At 51.0% G+C, this 16,763-nt stretch carries 15 protein-coding genes; 6 read left to right on the top strand and 9 right to left on the bottom strand.

Going from position 1 to position 16,763, the window contains the following annotated elements:
* Nucleotides 1-114 precede the first annotated feature (114 nt).
* A complete protein-coding gene (locus tag ACG1BZ_RS18550) occupies nucleotides 115-528 on the top strand; it encodes a hypothetical protein (protein WP_413663111.1) in 414 nt (137 codons plus the stop codon).
* A 10-nt stretch (nucleotides 529-538) separates the two neighbouring features.
* On the opposite strand, the gene ACG1BZ_RS18545 is transcribed toward ACG1BZ_RS18550, so the two are convergent.
* The 6 genes from ACG1BZ_RS18545 to miaB form a co-directional block, all read right to left on the bottom strand.
* A complete protein-coding gene (locus tag ACG1BZ_RS18545) occupies nucleotides 539-1,456 on the bottom strand; it encodes a TIGR01777 family oxidoreductase (protein WP_413663110.1) in 918 nt (305 codons plus the stop codon).
* 114 nt (nucleotides 1,457-1,570) lie between these two features.
* Nucleotides 1,571-3,136, bottom strand: coding sequence for an apolipoprotein N-acyltransferase (lnt, locus tag ACG1BZ_RS18540; protein ID WP_413663109.1), 1,566 nt, complete (start codon nucleotides 3,134-3,136; stop codon nucleotides 1,571-1,573).
* 70 nt (nucleotides 3,137-3,206) lie between these two features.
* The gene (locus tag ACG1BZ_RS18535; RefSeq protein WP_413663108.1) at nucleotides 3,207-4,103 is read right to left on the bottom strand and encodes an HlyC/CorC family transporter; all 897 of its coding nucleotides are present in this window, start codon (nucleotides 4,101-4,103) and stop codon (nucleotides 3,207-3,209) included.
* A gap of 71 nt (nucleotides 4,104-4,174) precedes the next feature.
* The gene (ybeY, locus tag ACG1BZ_RS18530) at nucleotides 4,175-4,645 is read right to left on the bottom strand and encodes an rRNA maturation RNase YbeY (RefSeq protein ID WP_413663107.1); all 471 of its coding nucleotides are present in this window, start codon (nucleotides 4,643-4,645) and stop codon (nucleotides 4,175-4,177) included.
* 16 nt (nucleotides 4,646-4,661) lie between these two features.
* Entirely contained in the window at nucleotides 4,662-5,717 is a 1,056-nt protein-coding gene (locus tag ACG1BZ_RS18525; protein ID WP_413663106.1) for a PhoH family protein, read from the bottom strand.
* 194 nt (nucleotides 5,718-5,911) lie between these two features.
* Nucleotides 5,912-7,279 carry a tRNA (N6-isopentenyl adenosine(37)-C2)-methylthiotransferase MiaB gene (gene miaB, locus ACG1BZ_RS18520; protein ID WP_413663105.1) on the bottom strand — a complete coding sequence of 456 codons (1,368 nt, stop codon included), beginning with the start codon at nucleotides 7,277-7,279 and terminating at the stop codon, nucleotides 5,912-5,914.
* Nucleotides 7,280-7,459: 180 nt separating this feature from the next.
* Between miaB and ACG1BZ_RS18515 the strand changes: the two genes are divergently transcribed.
* The 3 genes from ACG1BZ_RS18515 to ACG1BZ_RS18505 all read left to right on the top strand — a co-directional run bounded on the left by ACG1BZ_RS18515 (nucleotide 7,460) and on the right by ACG1BZ_RS18505 (nucleotide 10,565).
* Complete coding sequence (locus tag ACG1BZ_RS18515) at nucleotides 7,460-7,792, top strand: DUF1820 family protein (protein ID WP_172975496.1); 333 nt, start codon at nucleotides 7,460-7,462, stop codon at nucleotides 7,790-7,792.
* A gap of 311 nt (nucleotides 7,793-8,103) precedes the next feature.
* Nucleotides 8,104-8,895, top strand: a complete 792-nt coding sequence (locus ACG1BZ_RS18510; RefSeq protein ID WP_413663104.1) for a UDP-2,3-diacylglucosamine diphosphatase — start codon at nucleotides 8,104-8,106, stop codon at nucleotides 8,893-8,895.
* Nucleotides 8,892-10,565, top strand: a complete 1,674-nt coding sequence (locus ACG1BZ_RS18505) for a lysophospholipid acyltransferase family protein (protein ID WP_413663103.1) — start codon at nucleotides 8,892-8,894, stop codon at nucleotides 10,563-10,565. Before ACG1BZ_RS18510 ends, ACG1BZ_RS18505 begins: the two co-directional genes overlap by 4 nt.
* 84 nt (nucleotides 10,566-10,649) lie before the next feature.
* Here the strand turns inward: ACG1BZ_RS18505 and ACG1BZ_RS18500 are convergent, their stop codons facing one another.
* On the bottom strand, nucleotides 10,650-11,924 hold the full coding sequence (locus tag ACG1BZ_RS18500; RefSeq protein ID WP_413663102.1) for an aminotransferase class I/II-fold pyridoxal phosphate-dependent enzyme: 1,275 nt from the start codon (nucleotides 11,922-11,924) through the stop codon (nucleotides 10,650-10,652).
* A 190-nt stretch (nucleotides 11,925-12,114) separates the two neighbouring features.
* Nucleotides 12,115-12,981 (bottom strand): DUF6279 family lipoprotein, encoded by an 867-nt coding sequence (locus ACG1BZ_RS18495; protein WP_413663101.1) that lies wholly within the window; start codon nucleotides 12,979-12,981, stop codon nucleotides 12,115-12,117.
* A gap of 262 nt (nucleotides 12,982-13,243) precedes the next feature.
* Here ACG1BZ_RS18495 and nagB-II point away from each other — a divergent pair, with 262 nt between their 5' ends.
* Together nagB-II and nagA are read left to right on the top strand one after the other, a co-directional pair.
* A complete protein-coding gene (gene nagB-II, locus ACG1BZ_RS18490; RefSeq protein WP_413663100.1) occupies nucleotides 13,244-14,242 on the top strand; it encodes a glucosamine-6-phosphate deaminase NagB-II in 999 nt (332 codons plus the stop codon).
* A gap of 31 nt (nucleotides 14,243-14,273) precedes the next feature.
* Nucleotides 14,274-15,404, top strand: coding sequence for an N-acetylglucosamine-6-phosphate deacetylase (gene nagA, locus ACG1BZ_RS18485; protein WP_413663099.1), 1,131 nt, complete (start codon nucleotides 14,274-14,276; stop codon nucleotides 15,402-15,404).
* Nucleotides 15,405-15,433: 29 nt separating this feature from the next.
* Here the strand turns inward: nagA and ACG1BZ_RS18480 are convergent, their stop codons facing one another.
* Entirely contained in the window at nucleotides 15,434-16,480 is a 1,047-nt protein-coding gene (locus ACG1BZ_RS18480) for a LacI family DNA-binding transcriptional regulator (RefSeq protein ID WP_413663098.1), read from the bottom strand.
* Between the last annotated feature and the right edge of the window lie 283 nt (nucleotides 16,481-16,763).

Here is a 16,763-nt window from a genome sequence, read left to right as displayed (position 1 = left end):
TCAGGCGTCGAGCCCAAATGTTTGAGAGCTCTTGATTGCTAGTTGTACCGGGCTTAGGATGACTGGCGCCACAGGACATACCCATTGATTACCTTTTAATATGGAGTAGCGGCTGTGGATAAGAAACATAACAATAATCGAGATAACCTTATGATGAAGGGCATCCCACTTTCTTTCTCTCCGATACAGTTACATAACCGGTTGAACCGGGCTGTTTGGATTGGCTTCAAGCGGGTTGAGCAAGATGGCCGCACACTGGTTTTTCTGTGTGCCGGTGGCGATAGCGGCGCCCAACTCAGTAAAAATTTTGAGACCTTTGCCGGGCAGATAGTTCGGGAGTTCGGTTTTGCTCCCGCCGAAGTGGAGTTTATCGAGCTGCGTTCAAAAGCCGAGGAGTCCCATTGGTATCGCTGGCATGCCCAATGGGTGGGATCTGCGCCAATGGAGTGCCATGGCGACCTGGTGACCAGTGAATCTAGCCGACGCTACTTAGCCCAGGCACTCGAAAGCGATATGGCCGCCGCTTAAATTCATTTGTTCAGGCGCTGGCTTTAGTGGTAGCGCCGTCACCCTTGAGCAGGTCTGAGAGGGCCTGCTCCAGAGTTGGAAATTGGAAGGTATAGCCGGTTTCCAGTGCTGTACAGGGCTCGACCCTATCACTGGCTAGCAGTAATTCATCAGCCATCTCTCCAAAAGCTATCTTTAAAGCCCAGGCCGGTAAGCGTAAAAACGCCGGGCGGTGCAACTCTTTGGCCAGGATTCGGGCAAAGCTGTTGTTGGTTACAGGTTCCGGTGCACTTCCGTTAAATGGACGGCAAAGTTGATTGTCGATGGAGTGTAATATCAGCCCGACTTCGTCTTCTTCGTGAATCCAGCTCATCCAGTGCTCGCCCGAGCCCATGGGGCCGCCAAGCCCGAGACGAAATGGTGGCAGCATTTGGGGAAGGGCGCCACCGCGCATGGAGAGAACGATAGCTGTGCGGATAATGCCTACCTTAACGCCAGAGTGCTGCAGCGGGAGCGTGGCGGCCTCCCAGTCCCGACACAGCTGTGCGGCAAAGCCCCCTCCTGGAGCGCTGTCTTCTTTCAGTAACTCCCCTCCGCGATTGCCGTAATAGCCGATTGCGGAGCCGGATAAGAAGTAGGATGGCTTGTCTCTTTGGCCCAGTGTCCAGCGAACCAGCTTCTCTGTTGTGTCCAGGCGTGAACTGCGAATTTCAGTGCGATATTTTTCTGTCCAGCGACGGGAGATGGGGGCCCCGGCAAGGTTCACAATAACATCTACGGGCTGGTTTACCTCTGCGGGATCGCGGCAGGCGTTGGCTGATTCGCCACATAAGTTTCGAACCCTGTCCGGATGTCGGCTTAATACCGTAATAGTATTGCCTCGCTCCAGCCAGCGCCGACAAAAGAGTCTGCCTATAAGCCCGGTGCCACCGCTAATCAAGCAATGCATGGGGAATCACCTTGCCTTATATTCGCTAGAAAATTGAATGAAGCATAGCAATGATATTCAGTGGCGGTAGCTTACCGATGGCCACCCCGGCAGGGAGTGGCTGCAGGGCTTGTTTTAATCGGGTAGCTCGCCACTGAGAGGGGAGTTGGATTGGGGTTCCACCCTACGGCGTAAAAACAGGGCCAGGGCCAGCATTGGGAGCGCCAAGGCAAATATCAATGAGATGCCGGCTAGCATAAACGGAGTGGCGCCACTCATCGCTCTGATATCCCCGGTCATATTCGCGCGCTCGAATTGGGGGAGTTTTTTAATAACCTTCCCCTTGGGGTCCACAATTGCCGTCACACCAGTATTTGTCCCTCTCACCAGGTAGCGACCAGTTTCCAAAGCGCGCATCTGCGCCATTTGCATATGTTGTAAGGGGCCAATAGAGGTCCCGAACCATGCATCATTGCTAATGGTCAGCAAAACCTGGGAAGACAGTGCTGAGTCGGCAACCAGCCTGGGATAGACAACCTCATAGCAGATAAGCGGCGCCCAGCTTGCACCAGCAGCATTGAGTGGTGATTGTTCGTCCGGGCCTGAGCGGATAAAGGAAGTGGGGAGATTAAAAAACTCGATAGTGCCCCGAATAAAATCCTCCAGAGGTACATATTCACCAAAGGGGACCAGGTGGCGCTTGTGATACACGCTGGGGCTCTGGCCAAAAACTGCGGCGGAGTTGTGAATACTCCGCTCCTCCTGTGCCGAACCCCGGGTGTCATAGAGAATACCGGTGATCAAATCGATGTTGGTAGTTTCAGCATTGCGTTGCAGCGCCTGCATAAGGTTGGGGGCTTGCCCGTAGAGCATGGGCAGGGCGGCTTCAGGCCAGATAATAACGTCTACATCCTGGTCGCTAAGGGCGCGAGTACCCTCCTGGTAGCGACTGATAGTTTCCCCGCGAAACTCTGGCAACCACTTCTTTTCTTGAGGAATATTAGCCTGCACCAGCCCAACGCTGATAAGAGGACCTTTTGCGGAGGTCCACTCGACTTGGGAGAGGGCAGCTCCTATTGGCCAGGGGGCCAGTGCCGCAGTGAGTAGAATGATATGGCTGTGTCGCTTGAGCGGGGATAGGCGGCCACTGACAACCAGGGCCAGCACTGCGCCGGTAAATGCCAATAGCAGGCCTATGCCGTAGACACTCAAAATCGGCGCCCAGCCCGCTAGCCAGGTTTCTGTATGGCCATAGCCGGCGAAGAGCCAGGGGAAACCGGTAAAGGCCCAGCTGCGCAGCCATTCACTGATAAACCACAATGCGGCAAAAGCCAGAGCGAAGCTGAATTTATTATCTGTGAAGCGGCCCAGAATGAAGAAGGGCGCGGCTAACAGCAGCGCCATAATAGCGACGAAGCTTCCGGTGAGGGCCAGTCCTAATGGCACCGATGAGTTGCCAAAATTTGTAATCGAAACGTAGACCCAGGAAGCCCCGCTGGCGAAGAGGCCCAATCCATAGCAGAGGGCGAGCCAGAAGCTTTTGCGACCCGGTAGCACCTGCCCTTTGGCTGCAGAGAGCAGAATCCAGGCGAATAGTGTCAGGGACAGCAGGCCGCATACCCAATAGTTAAATGGGGCAAATGAAAGTGTCATCAACCCGCCAGCTACAACGCTGGCGAGAGGAGAAAATAATCTGCGCATAAAGTTGTTGTCAGGATACCCCGTTCGCTCAGGGTATCAGTGTGTTAAGGCTTGCAGTAATGAGCGGTACTCAGCTGTCTTCTTCTGGCGGTTTGCGCATATGGGCAACCCGCAAAAGGTGTATCTGGCGGCTGTCTGCATAGAGTACCCGGAACATAAAATCACCGAGTCGGGTGACTTCGTCACGGCCCGGCAAGTGGCCGAATGACTGCATAATAAGACCGCCGACAGTGTCGAATTCTTCATCACTAAAGGCGCTCTCGAAAAATTCATTGAACTCTTCAATGGGAGTCAGAGCTTTAACGATAAAATCGTTTTCCCCAACTTTACGGATATAACTATCCGCTTCTTCCTCGTCGGTCTCGTCTTCGATTTCACCGACAATTTCCTCGAGAATATCTTCGATAGTCACAACACCGGATACACCGCCGTATTCGTCTATCACGACCGCCATATGGTAGCGGTTCTCACGGAACTCGCGCAGCAGGATATTGAGGCGCTTGCTCTCGGGAATAATATTGGCTGGGCGGATCAGGTCTTCGAGCTGAAATCCGTCGAAACCTTTCAACAGGAGAGGGAGCAGGTCTTTGGCGAGCAATATCCCGCGTATATCATCAACACTTTCGCCGACGACAGGGAATCGGGAGTGCCCCGAATCAATAATTTTGGGGAGGAACTCTTCCGGCTTATCGTGAAGGCCTACCACAACCATTTGCGAGCGTGGAATCATAATCTCGCGGACTTGCTGGCTGGAAACGTCCAGTGCGCCTTCGATAATAGAGAGCGCTTCAGCATCTACCAGCTGATTTTCAGCGGCGTCCTTAATGATGTCCAATAATTCGTCGCGAGACTTGGGTTCAGCTGAAAAGGCGCTGAACAGCTTTTCCAGCCAACTTTTTTCACTCGCGCGGGATTTGCTCGCTGAGTGACTACTTGGGGGCTCGTCTGTGGTCATGGAAGTGGCCATGCTCCGGGGTTCTCTCGTTTGTAGATAAAATTCAGTAGCAGTTTGCCATTACTTCGGTGGTACAGCGGCTATCATCCCACTTCATCCAGTGGGGCGTAGGGGTCTGCAATGCCGAGGTTGGCGAGCAACTTCGTTTCCAGGCTTTCCATAACCTGAGCGTCTGCATCTTCGATATGGTCATAACCTAGAAGGTGCAGTGTGCCATGGACCACCATATGTGCCCAGTGCGCCGATAGTGATTTGCTCTGTTGCTCCGCTTCCAGTTCAACTACTGGGGCACAGATCACAAGATCTCCAAGCATTGGGAGATCCAGCTCCGCAGGGAAATCGGTAGGGAAGGATAAAACATTAGTGGGTTTATCCTTGCCTCGGTACTGGTGATTAAGTTCCTGGCTCTCACTTTCGTCCACGATTCGCACCGACAGTTCCGCTTCGTTGCGGTGGCCGGTCAAAGCCTTGGATACCCAGTTGCTGATAGCCTCATCGGAAGGGATGTCGTGGCAGCGGCTGACCCGCTGCACATCGATTGTTAAATCAGTCATAACTCAGGTGCGGACTCTAAGCGGCATTCTCATCGGCTTTATTGGAAATTCGATCTGCTGAGGCCATTTCCAGCTCAGCTTCATGAATATCGTAGGCCTCCACAATGCGCTGCACGAGGGGGTGGCGAACCACATCCTTGGCTCCAAAGTGGGTAAAGCTGATTCCATTAACTCGCCCCAGTACTCCAACAGCATGGCGCAAACCGGAAGCTTGGCCACGGGGCAGGTCGACCTGGCTGGGGTCACCGGTAATTACGGCGGTGGAGCCAAAGCCAATCCGCGTGAGGAACATTTTCATCTGCTCGCGGGTGGTATTTTGGCTCTCATCGAGAATAACAAAGGCATTGTTCAGGGTGCGCCCGCGCATATAGGCAAGGGGAGCCACTTCGATAACGTTGCGCTCGATCAGCTTGCCAACAGTTTCAAAACCGAGCATTTCGTAGAGGGCGTCGTAGAGTGGGCGGAGGTAAGGGTCTACCTTTTGGCTCAAGTCACCGGGCAGGAAGCCCAATTTCTCGCCGGCTTCAACGGCGGGGCGGACCAGGAGGATTCGCTCAACTTCATCCTTGAGCAGAGACTCCACAGCACAGGCTACCGCCAGATAAGTTTTACCGGTACCGGCGGGTCCGATACCGAAATTGATATCATTGGTCTGCACAGCGCGAACGTATTTACGCTGATTGAGACCTCTGGGGCGTACCGAGCACTTCTTAGTGCGAATCAGTACTACTTGGTCAGCTTCGCTGGAGTCACCGCTACCATCTTGGCCGGTGAGTTCTTCGACCCCCGCTTGCTGCAGAGCCAGGTGAATCTCATCTGGAGTGAGATAGTCCTTGGTACCGGTTTCCTTGTAGAGCCTACTGAGTAGTTCGCCAGCGGCACGCGCCGATTTGGCATCGCCGAAAAATGAAAACTGGTTGCCGCGATTTCGAATTTCGATATCCAGGCGCTGTTCTATTTGGCGTAGGTGTTGGTCGAACTGACCGCAGAGATTGGCGAGACGGCGTGCGTCGTTGGGCTCGAGAGTGATGCTGTGAGCGAGGGTTTGTGTTTCCAAATTGGTTTCCGGCACCTTTAATCCAGGGGTTATATTGCTAGGGTATACCCATTTTCCCTAAAGGGGAAAGAGGTGATTCCTACAAATAGGTTCTAACTTTACCTGATTTTAATTACGGGGCGTAATTTGGGGGGTAAGTTGAGCCTAATTTGGCGGCAGGATGTGCTTTCGAAGTACATCTTGCCGCTATTTGAGGTAATCACAAAGTCTTAGAACAGGTCTTCTTCCAGCTCAGATGTGACTAAAGTACCGCGCAGGGAGTTTGGCAGGGCCTCTTCAATCACAACATCGGCAAATTTGCCGATCAGGGCGAGATCGTCCGCACGGAAGTTGACTACCCGGTTGTTCTCGGTGCGGCCTTGCAGCTGTCCGGGGTCCTTTTTGGAAACACCGGTTACCAGTACACGCTCGGTGTTGCCAACCATGCGGCGTGCAATAGCTGCCGCCTGCTGGTTAATCCGCGCTTGAAGCAGCTGTAGGCGCTGCTTTTTCACTTCTTCCGGCGTGTCATCGGCCAGGTCGGCAGCTGGGGTGCCCGGGCGAGGGGAATATATAAAGCTGAAGGAGATATCGAAGCCCACGTCCTGGATCAGGTTCATGGTCGCTTCAAAGTCCCTGTCAGTTTCGCCGGGGAAGCCGATAATAAAGTCTGAAGACAGGCAGATATCCGGGCGAATTTTCTTCAGGCGGCGGATCTTGGATTTGTACTCCAGGGCGGTGTGGCCGCGTTTCATTGCCATCAGAATGCGGTCGGAGCCACTCTGTACGGGCAGATGAAGATGACTAACCAGTTCTGGTACCTGTCCGTAGACATCGATCAGCGCATCGGAGAACTCTACCGGGTGAGAGGTGGTATAGCGGATACGGTCGATGCCATCAATCGCTGCCACATAAGTGATCAGCTCGGCGAAATCCACTTCGTGGCCATCTTCTCCTGTAGCGCGGTAGGCGTTTACGTTTTGCCCAAGCAGGTTCACTTCGCGGACACCCTGGTCTGCAAGGTGGGCGATCTCTTCGAGTACATCGGCCACAGGGCGGCTGACTTCTTCGCCACGGGTGTAGGGAACCACGCAGAAAGTGCAGTACTTGGAGCAGCCTTCCATAATAGAGACAAATGCGGTGGCGCCGTCGGCCTCTGGCTGGGGCAGGCGATCAAACTTCTCGATCTCCGGGAAGCTCACATCGACGATAACTGCGCCGCTTTTTTGCTCCTTGGTCTCCATCATCTCCGGCAGGCGATGCAGGGTCTGGGGGCCAAAGATCAAGTCTACATGGGGCGCGCGCTTGGCAATCGCCTCGCCTTCCTGACTGGCTACACAGCCGCCAACACCAATCACCAGGTCGGGATTTTTTTCCTTCAGGTGCTTCCAACGGCCCAGCTGGTGGAACAGCTTTTCCTGGGCTTTCTCGCGGATAGAACAGGTGTTGACCAATAGTACATCCGCCTCGTCGGGATCGTCGGTAGGTACCATGTCGTGGGACTCGCCGAGCAGATCGCGCATCCTCGCGGAATCGTACTCATTCATTTGGCAGCCGTGGGTCTTAATATATAGCTTTTTCACCGATGTTTCGGACATATCGCGCCTGGTTAAAAACTGGTCAACAATTAGGGTGGGGCATTATAGCGATACGACCCGGCACTGCATAGATGGCTATATTAGCTGTTGCGAACCTGTGCTATTCTTGCGCGCTTTTTCGGGCTTTGCCCGTTCTTTGATCAATTTGAGCTTCGGGGTCATCCCCATCCTGAGAGACTTATGGCCAACCCGATTTATAAAGTTATTTTCCACAATCAAAACCAAGTGTACGAACTCTACGCTCGGGCCATCTATCAAAGTGATATGTACGGCTTTATCGAGGTGGAGGAGTTTGTATTTGGGGAAAAGGCTCAGCTTGTGGTCGATCCCAGTGAGGAAAAGCTGAAAACCGAATTTGCTTCGGTAACCCGTTCCTATATTCCGATGCACAGCATCGTGCGTATTGATGAAGTGGAAAAAGAGGGCACCGGCAAGATTGTTGAAGTAAAGGGTGACAAAGTTGCCAAGTTTCCTTTTGCCCCGCCTATCCGTCATCCCCAGGACACAGAGTAAGCTTTATTTTTACTCTGAATCAGGCCGGGCTCTATGCCCGGTTTTTAGCGCCAAAATCATCCGCTGCACCTTTTTTTCCTCTGCAATATAAGCTTCAATAAAAATCCTCCTGACTGTCATCAAATCGCTGCAAAGTGGTTGCGCTGACGATCAACGCCGTTCTGTATTTAGTTGATCTCAATTTGCTAGCAAGAGAGCAAATACGGATTTATCGATTTTTCTCAAGTTAGCTCAAGCGACGACCTATATTTTTGCCGCGTATCTGCCCTGATTTTTATGGGCTGATAACTGGTACAGACTGGAACTTTGCTATGAGCAATCGCTATCGCGCACTGTGGATTTCCGATGTCCATTTGGGCAGCAGAGACAGTGAGCCCCATCGACTTGCAGATTTTCTGGCTCAGAATCGCGCCGATACGGTCTATCTGGTTGGGGATATTTTTGATATGCAGGCACTCGCTCAAGGACGGGGTACATGGTGCCAGGCCTCTTCGCTGCTACTGGAAATGCTTTCCGAATTAAGTAGCCTGACGCCTGAAGTCATTTATATTCCTGGAAATCACGACGCTCCAATGCGCAGCTGGGCCGGAAAGCGGCTCGGCAATATCCGAATTGAAAAAGACTATATCCACACCGCTTCCAATGGACGCCGCTTTTGGGTAACCCACGGCGATCAGTTTGAACACCGAATTAAAATAAATCCAATCAGTTACCATATCGGCGATCGCAGTTATTACCTGATGCTGCGCTTTAATCGCTGGATCAATTATTGGCGCAATCGGTTTAACAAGCCTTGGTGGTCGCTGGCCAGCCAAATAAAAAATCGTGTGGGTGCCGCTCGACAAATGATGAGTGATTTTGAGGATGTCGCCACCCGTGAAGCGATATCGCGGGGATTCGATGGTGTTATTTGTGGCCATATCCATAGGCCTGCCCTTAGAAATAAAACAGTGTTTGGGGATGCTGTGACCTATGCGAATTGTGGTGATTGGGTCGACTCTATGAGTGCGGTTGTAGAACAACAGGATGGCAATTTAGATCTTTTACATTGGTATCGGACTCCAAAAATTGCCAGCATAATGACAGAGGTGGTTGCGGCATGATTCATCTTGAGACTCTTTTGCAGAAAAACGCCTGGTACAGCGCGGCACCACAAAAAACCACGCGAAAATTAGTTTCTGCCACAGTAAAAAAAATCTGTTGTGAGGAACAGTTACAGGAATTTACCAGCAGTTACCCCCACCTTGGCGGCCTGGATTTTATTCGCCAGGTATTCGATGACTTGAATTTTCGCTACGAATTAAATCCATCAGAGTTGGCTCGGGTTCCCACTAGTGGGCCGCTGGTGATTGTGTCTAATCACCCCTTAGGAAGCCTGGATGGTCTCGCTCTGATCGATATGGTGGCGCGGGTACGGAAAGATGTTCGAGCTGTCGCAAGCCAATTATTATGGAACATAAAATCCCTGCGCCCCTGTTTATTGCCCGTAGATAACTTTAATGGGCGTACCAGTCGAGCCGATATTGAAGGTATTTATAGCCATTTAGGTGATGGGGGAGCGATTATCATTTTCCCGGCGGGCGAAGTATCCAGGCTCACCCCCCATGGGGTTCGGGATGGACGCTGGAATTCAGGCTTTGCCCGTTTTGCGGAAAAAACCAATGCGCCGATATTGCCGGTGCAGGTTTTAGGGAGGAATTCCTGGTGGTTCTATGGCCTCTCCATGTTGAACAAGCCCCTCTCGACTTTATGGTTGATCAGGGAGATGTTTAAACAGGCCAGCCGCAGTATCGATATTCGTATAGGACGTCCCTTGGAAGCGGAACACTTTCGTAGCTGGCCGCTAACACCCCGCGCCAAGGCTGCTCTGTGGCGTAAACATGTCTACCAGTTACATCGTTCGCCCGCCCCTCTGGGGCCGGAATTAATTGTTGAAGCTGAGCCAAAAGTCGATGTAGCGCGAGTGGTTGAGTCCTGTGTATCACTCTCTGAACTGGGTAATTTTTCTGTGCGTTTATATCGGCAGAAAGCAGATTGCCCCGTCATGCGGGAATTGGCCAGAGTGAGGGAGATTGCCTTTCGCTCAGTGGGGGAGGGGACCGGCCAGAGTCGGGATTGGGATGCGTTTGATGCTCATTACGACCATCTATTGTTGTGGGATGCAGAAAATCGACAGATTGCAGGAGCTTACCGCATAGCAGCGACCGAGGCGCTCTCGGATGATCAGATATACAGCAGTACGCTATTTAATTACCCGCAGCCTCCTCGGCAGTGCCTGCCAGATTCTGCTGAGCTAGGGCGTAGCTTCCTACTGCCGGAATATTGGAGAGGGCGCGGGTTGGACCTGCTCTGGTGTGCTATTGGACAGTGGGTATTGCGCAATAAGGTACGCTACCTATTTGGCCCAGTGTCTATGCCCGGTACATTTTCCGTGAGAGCGAAGTCCGTTATTGTGCGCTATTTTTCCCATTATTTTGCTCCTGAAAACTCCTTGGGGGATGCTCGACTGCCATTTCCGGAAGCACAATCTGAACTGCCTGAATTACTTGGGGATTCGGTGTCAGATATGCGTCAATTGAAGCATATTTTGCGTGAGGAGGGCGTTATGCTACCTCCCCTATTTAAAAAGTATGCCTCTGTTACTAAAACGGGAGGGACCAGTTTCCACGCCTTTAATATTGACCCGGATTTTTGCGATGCTGTGGATGGGCTGGTCGTTGTTGATTTATCAAAAGTGGACGAGAAGTTTGCTAAACGTTATTTATCCAGCTGACTTAGAAGCGGCTCTTTATGAAAAAGGCAGCGTAAAGCTGCCTTTTTTGATGATTCAGGAAATCTCACCTGACATTTTGGATGGTTAAATTTTGCCAAGCTTTTTACGTAGACTCACCAGTTTGACACAGAGGACGAAAACAGACATTGCGGTATCCAGTTCTTCCAGCGGTGGGAAACTGGGTGCAATACGAATATTGCTGTCCTCAGGGTCCTTACCATAAGGGAAGGTAGCGCCGGCAGGTGTTAATTTTACTCCGGCATCCGCAGCCATTTTAACCACTGCTTTTGCGCAACCGGGAAGGGTATTAAAGGAAACAAAATAACCCCCTTCAGGTTTTTCCCAAGTACCCATATCTGCATCGGTGAGGGCATTATGTAAATGCTCCAGAACACACTCGAACTTCGGGCGAAGAATATCTGCATGTTTATGCATGTGTTCTGTCAGGCTGGTGTATTCGGTAAAAAATCTCGAGTGACGCAACTGGTTGACTTTGTCAGGACCAATGGTCATTGCCTGCATTTGGCCTTTGAGGGAATCGAGATTTGCCTGGCTGGCGCTCACAAACGCAATGCCTGCGCCAGCGTGGGTGACTTTTGAAGTTGAGGCAAACTGTATTACGGAGTCTGCAGTATCATTTTCCAGAGTTGCTGTGCGAATATTTGGCAGATTTACAAAGTTGCCAATGTCGTGCACTGAATAGGCATTGTCCCAAAATATCCGGAAGCTAGCGCCGGCAAATTGTCCCAGCTGCGCCAATCTTTCTACAGTTTCCTTGCTGTAAGTGGCTCCTGTTGGATTCGAAAACTTGGGCACACACCAGATACCAACAATCTCTGCATCTTCGCGCACGAGCTTTTCCACAAGCTCCATGTCGGGCCCCTGCTCTCCCATGGGCACGTTAATCATCTCGATACCCAGCTGCTCACAGATCGTAAAATGGCGGTCATAGCCGGGAACAGGACAGAGAAATTTGGGAGCTTTTAATTCGCGCCAGGGGGTAGTGCCCGCAAAGCCGAACAGGTAACCGGTGACTAGGGCGTGATACATCAGTGTGAGAGAGCTGTTGCCTCCGGCAATCACTTCGTTGACCGGCACTTGAAGCATTTCGGCTCCCAGCTCCCTTGCGCAGGTCAGGCCGATTAAACCACCGTAGTTGCGAGTGTCGGTACCGTCTGCCGCTCGATAGTCACCGGAGAGGATTCCATCAAGTTTATCGGAAAGTTTTAATTGCTCCGCCGAGGGCTTTCCACGTGTGATATCCAGGCTTAACTCGTGTTGACAGATCTTGTTGTAGTGAGTGCTTAATTCTTTTTCCCACTCGATCAATTGTTCCTGTGTGGCGGATTCGATATGCACTTGAATTCCCCTGGCTGGTAATGTGAGTTGGCGAGCTTATCAGCCTTAGGTCGCTTTCGTCAGCAGGAAATCACACATGATTATTAGTTTCTCTTGAATCTATTGCGTGGAATTTATCCTGGATATGCTAGCTTTTTGAGCTCTCATGTCGTTCATTAGCTTGGGGTGGTGTTGGGATCTGGGCGTCTGATTATTGGCTGGCTAGAGAGCGGAAGTCCTGGGCATAGTCGCGCAGAGTTTTGCTTAGATGACGACGTTGTGTGGGGCTGGTACTGGATAGAATTTGTTCTCCCAGTTCGCGAGCTTGGGTTTTGCGCTGCTCTTGCGCCTTGCGATATTCGTCGGACCAAAGTTGGTCTGGGTTTTCCAGCAGACCGCGCAACTGTTGTTGGTATCCATCAGGCTTCTGTCGGAGAAGCTCAATGGCATGTTGCTGCCAAATCATATGTTGTTCGTTACGTAATACAGGGTTGTACTCTACCTGCTTTACCCAGGCTGCGATCAGCTGCTTTTGTTGCTCGGTTAAACTTCCCAGCCATCGCCTGCTCTCCCGGCGAATTTGCCGATCGCGGTGTCGTTGTATTTTCCACGGCGAGCGCTGCCATTTTTCCAGTGTTTTCTGCTGCTTTTTGGCCAAGTTGTGTTGCAGGCGATCAATCTGTTGTGGCGTTAACTGCGCCACAATAGGAAGCATTAAGTTGAAGGCGTTGTTACTGGCGCTTTCGATGAAGTGGTACACCTCTTTTTCAACCGGAGCCAGCTGAGGATTCTCAAGTTGACCTTGATCTACTTTATCTGCCAGTTGGCTCAGGAAATCGGCATATTTTGGTAGCTGTGTTTGGCGGTGCCAGTGAAAGAAGCTGTTTAGAGCCCCTTGAAACTCCAGCTCTTGCTGGGAATTTAAGTCGACATAGTCACGAAGCTTCCAGCGTATCCAGTAATCAATGTTGTTATAGGCGAATTGTATGCTAGAGCAGCTGCTAAGTAAGCTCGCAACTACAAGGAGAATGATTAAACGCCATTTTTGTGTGGTGCAACTGCCCGGGGTTTGGGGCATTGATCCTTCCTGTAGATATGATCGGCAGCGACTGATAGGGGTGCCTTAAGCATAGATTAAAAAGGTATACCCAATTCCAGTTTTGTTGTGACAGTAATGGGGTTTCGGGTTGGCGAGCTAGTGGACGTTTGAAAACAAAGCAGGACGATTAATGGCGTCAATTAACCGAGGTGAAGTACTGCTGGGCATAGACTGATTGATGGAGCTCGGTATTAATGTGAGAACTGGGTTCATATTTTGAGTGAGTCAGGTAGGAAGTATTATGGTTACCACGGTCATGGAGGCTGAGGCTCGTGAGGCGCCGGATAGGATTGCTGAACAGCTGCATTCCAATGCCAATATAATGTCTCATCTGGGAGAGCGGCTGCGCCAGAAGCCTCCTCGTTTTGTGATGATTGTGGGGAGGGGTTCTTCTGATCATGCGGGCGTCTTTGCCAAGTATCTGATAGAGATTGAAACTGGTACCCCTACTTTTGCTGCCGCACCGTCGGTCTCCAGTGTTTATGGTCGCAAATTAAAGCTCGATGAGGCCCTGGTTATCGTCATTTCCCAGTCTGGGAGAAGCCCAGATATTCTGACTCAGGCCCGCATGGCGAGAGAGCAGGGGGCTTATACAGTCGCTTTGCTTAACGATGAAGATGCGCCGATTAAAGATGTGGTTGACCTGGTAATTCCCTTAAAGGCTGGCCCGGAAAAAGCGGTTGCAGCTACGAAAAGTTATCTGGCGACCCTATCTGCGATACTGCAGATGGTCGCCAATTGGACGCAGGATCCCGCTCTTTGTAATGCTCTGGAAAAGTTGCCGGAAACTTTGAGATCTGCGGTGCGGGCAGAAATTCAATTGCGTCCGGAAAACCTGGCCTCGGTACAAAACTTGGTAGTTTTGGGGCGGGGTCCCGGTTATGGGATTACCCGGGAACTGGCGCTGAAGTTAAAAGAAGTTTGCAATATCCATGCGGAGTCCTATTCCAGTGCGGAATTCTTGCATGGCCCCGTTACGCTGGTGGAAGGGAAATTGACAGTGGTGAATGTTCCAATCGAGGATGAGTCATTCCCCACACACAGCCAGCAGATCGATGAAATTCGACGGCGTGGGGCGGCTCTGATTAATTTGCATGTGCCGAGTAAGGGGGTTCACCCGAGGGTGGCTCCACTGGCGCTGTTGCAGCGTTTTTATATCGATGTGGCCCACGTGGCGGTAAGTCGGGGGATTAATCCCGATGAGCCGGCGGGTTTAAAGAAAGTTACTCAGACAGTCTGAATAAAACAGAAAATAGTATTTGGAGGGGGAAGTGGGGGTTATCCTGATTGCTGAAAAGCTATTTGATGGCGAGCGCATACTTGCAGATGTTGCTATCACCATTGGAGATAGCGGACTGATTTCCGCAGTGGGTGGGGGTGTGAATTCCGATGCTGAGCGCTTACCGGGTTTGTTGGTGCCGGGCTTTATTGATATCCAGGTCAATGGTGGCGGTGGTGTACTGTTTAATCAGGAGCCCTCAGTTAATGCGCTTCAGCAAATAAGTGAAGCCCATTGTCAGTTTGGTACCAGTGCTTTCCTGCCCACCTTGATTACGGATAGCTTTCCAGTGATGCAGCGGGCAGCCGATGCGGTAAGTGGGGCCTTGTCCAGCGGTGTTCCGGGTGTGATTGGAGTACATTTTGAGGGGCCGCATTTAAGTGAGGCCAAAAAGGGTACCCATGAAGGAGGGTTTATCCGCTCTTTGAGTCATGAGGAGCTTTCCATCTACGCTCGGGAAGATCTTGGAATCCGCTTGGTCACTCTGGCGCCAGAGTGTGTATTGCTATCCGATATCCGAAAGTTGGTTTCCCTGGGGGTTCATGTTTGCCTCGGCCATTCGAATGCGAGTGCTGAAGTTGTTGAAGCTGCGTTGGATGCTGGAGCGACAGGATTTACCCACTTATATAATGCAATGTCCCCGCTTCATTCGCGTGAGCCGGGTATGGTGGGGACAGCCCTGATCCGGGATGATGCCTGGTGTGGATTAATTGCCGATGGCCACCATGTCAGTACCGGCGCTATGGCGTTAGCTTTGAAAGCAAAACCTCGCGGTAAGTTGTTACTGGTAACCGATGCAATGTCGCTAGTGGGCAGTGATGCCACCAGTTTTCCCCTATTTGATCGAGTGGTTACACGAGAAGGGGATAAACTGACCTCCAGTACCGGAGAATTAGCGGGTTCTCACTTGGATATGATCGGCGCGGTTAAAAATATCCGCGACTGGTGTGGGATTGAATTGCCGGAAGCACTGCGCATGGCAAGTTTGTATCCGGCGCAGTTCCTTGATCTGGGAGCAGGTGTAATCACTGAAGGGGCCCGAGCGGATATGGTTTTATTAGGTGAGGATCTGCAAGTGAATAGGACCTGGAGCCTGGGGCGTGAAATTTATCGACGAAATTAACTTTCCAGATCTCTCTTAAGCTGAAGGGGTTATGTGGGCGCGGGGCCTGTGGATTGTCGAATAATTAACTCGGGGGTGAAGCTACGGTATGTTTCACCCTCTTTCCCGGAACCATTGAGTTCTTTTGAACTTTTACACTGAATTTTCTCAAGCAGTAATTCTGCTGCCGAACGGGCGATTTCCTGGTTGGGTTGGTGTGCGGTTGTAAGTTTAGGCCAGGTTTGTCGAGAAAATGGGCTGTCTTCAAATCCTGCGATAGAGACTTGCCCGGGAACATCAATCTTTAACATACGGGCGGCAAATAGAGCGCCCGCTGCGATTTCGTCATTAGCGGCAAATATTGCTGAGGGAGGTTTGTCGCTGTCGAGGATCTTTCTCGCATTGATCTCGCCCGATTCAAATGAATATTTCCCTTCAACAATCAAATGTCGGTCTACTGCTATTCCTGCATCTTCGAGTGCCTGGCTGTATCCATTTTGACGCCCCAATGTGGAAAGGTGCTCCTCGCCTCCGCTTAAGTAAGCGATACGTTTGTGCCCGAGTGAAAGTAGGTGCTGGGTAATATTGTAGGCGGCCTGGCGGTCGTCAATCTGTATAGATTTTCCCTTTGCTTTCTCTGTATTGGTGGAAGAAATAATTCGCACAAATTCCACATTCATGGATTGGAGCGTATCGATAAAAGAAGGTGACTCTGAAAAAGGGGGGGTCAGGACCAATCCGGCTACTTTGCCGTGCTCGACAAGTTTATTTAGGTCGCTGTGGATAACTGGAGATTTTGAATTACAAGGATGGATAAGTAGCTCATACCCTTTTGCTCTGCAGGCTTCCAATATGCCGTTTTGCATATCGATAACGTAGTGGGCATTAGGGTTGTCATAAATAAATGCGATGGAATAGGAGTGTGTCCCCGCCAGATTCCGCGCTGCCAGACTGGGTGTGTAGTTCAGGCTTTTGACTGCGTCGAGTACTTTTTGCCGAGTGGCTGCGCGTACAGAGGGCTCATTATTGATCACCCTGGACACTGTTTTGATAGATACGCCGGCGCGCTCGGCAACATCGTTAATTGTGACTTTCATGCATCAACTAGTTCTATCTGAGCCTTGGCCTTGCTGGCATCGACAAGTAAGTATTGCTGGAAGGTGGGATTTTAACAGTTATGAGTCTGCAATTAGCTTATGGGGTGCGCCTCCTTTCTTAATTTGTGGGTAATTTGTAGTTTTTTATCCCAATTCTTTGAGATTCCCAGACCTTATCATTTGTCTGTAAAAATCCTACACCTAAGTAAGGCCAATCTTTCTCTTTGTGACTGAATGAAGGCATTAAGTTTCCCAGTATTAAAGAAAATGATGGCTTTTACGC

The organism is Microbulbifer sp. CNSA002, from assembly GCF_047324085.1.
In the GTDB taxonomy this organism is placed as follows: domain Bacteria; phylum Pseudomonadota; class Gammaproteobacteria; order Pseudomonadales; family Cellvibrionaceae; genus Microbulbifer.
The sequence above is the reverse complement of the archived record's forward strand: the minus strand, read 5'-3'. Positions and strand labels throughout refer to the sequence as shown.

Coding starts and splice junctions, on each gene's coding strand:
- ACG1BZ_RS18535 (WP_413663108.1), bottom strand. CDS start 4,103: ATGGCCACTTCCATGACCACAGACGAGCCCCCAAGTAGTCACTCAGCG.
- miaB (WP_413663105.1), bottom strand. CDS start 7,279: ATGTCCGAAACATCGGTGAAAAAGCTATATATTAAGACCCACGGCTGC.
- ACG1BZ_RS18505 (WP_413663103.1), top strand. CDS start 8,892: ATGATTCATCTTGAGACTCTTTTGCAGAAAAACGCCTGGTACAGCGCG.
- ybeY (WP_413663107.1), bottom strand. CDS start 4,645: ATGACTGATTTAACAATCGATGTGCAGCGGGTCAGCCGCTGCCACGAC.
- ACG1BZ_RS18515 (WP_172975496.1), top strand. CDS start 7,460: ATGGCCAACCCGATTTATAAAGTTATTTTCCACAATCAAAACCAAGTG.
- nagB-II (WP_413663100.1), top strand. CDS start 13,244: ATGGTTACCACGGTCATGGAGGCTGAGGCTCGTGAGGCGCCGGATAGG.
- ACG1BZ_RS18495 (WP_413663101.1), bottom strand. CDS start 12,981: ATGCCCCAAACCCCGGGCAGTTGCACCACACAAAAATGGCGTTTAATC.
- ACG1BZ_RS18480 (WP_413663098.1), bottom strand. CDS start 16,480: ATGAAAGTCACAATTAACGATGTTGCCGAGCGCGCCGGCGTATCTATC.
- ACG1BZ_RS18545 (WP_413663110.1), bottom strand. CDS start 1,456: ATGCATTGCTTGATTAGCGGTGGCACCGGGCTTATAGGCAGACTCTTT.
- lnt (WP_413663109.1), bottom strand. CDS start 3,136: ATGCGCAGATTATTTTCTCCTCTCGCCAGCGTTGTAGCTGGCGGGTTG.
- ACG1BZ_RS18510 (WP_413663104.1), top strand. CDS start 8,104: ATGAGCAATCGCTATCGCGCACTGTGGATTTCCGATGTCCATTTGGGC.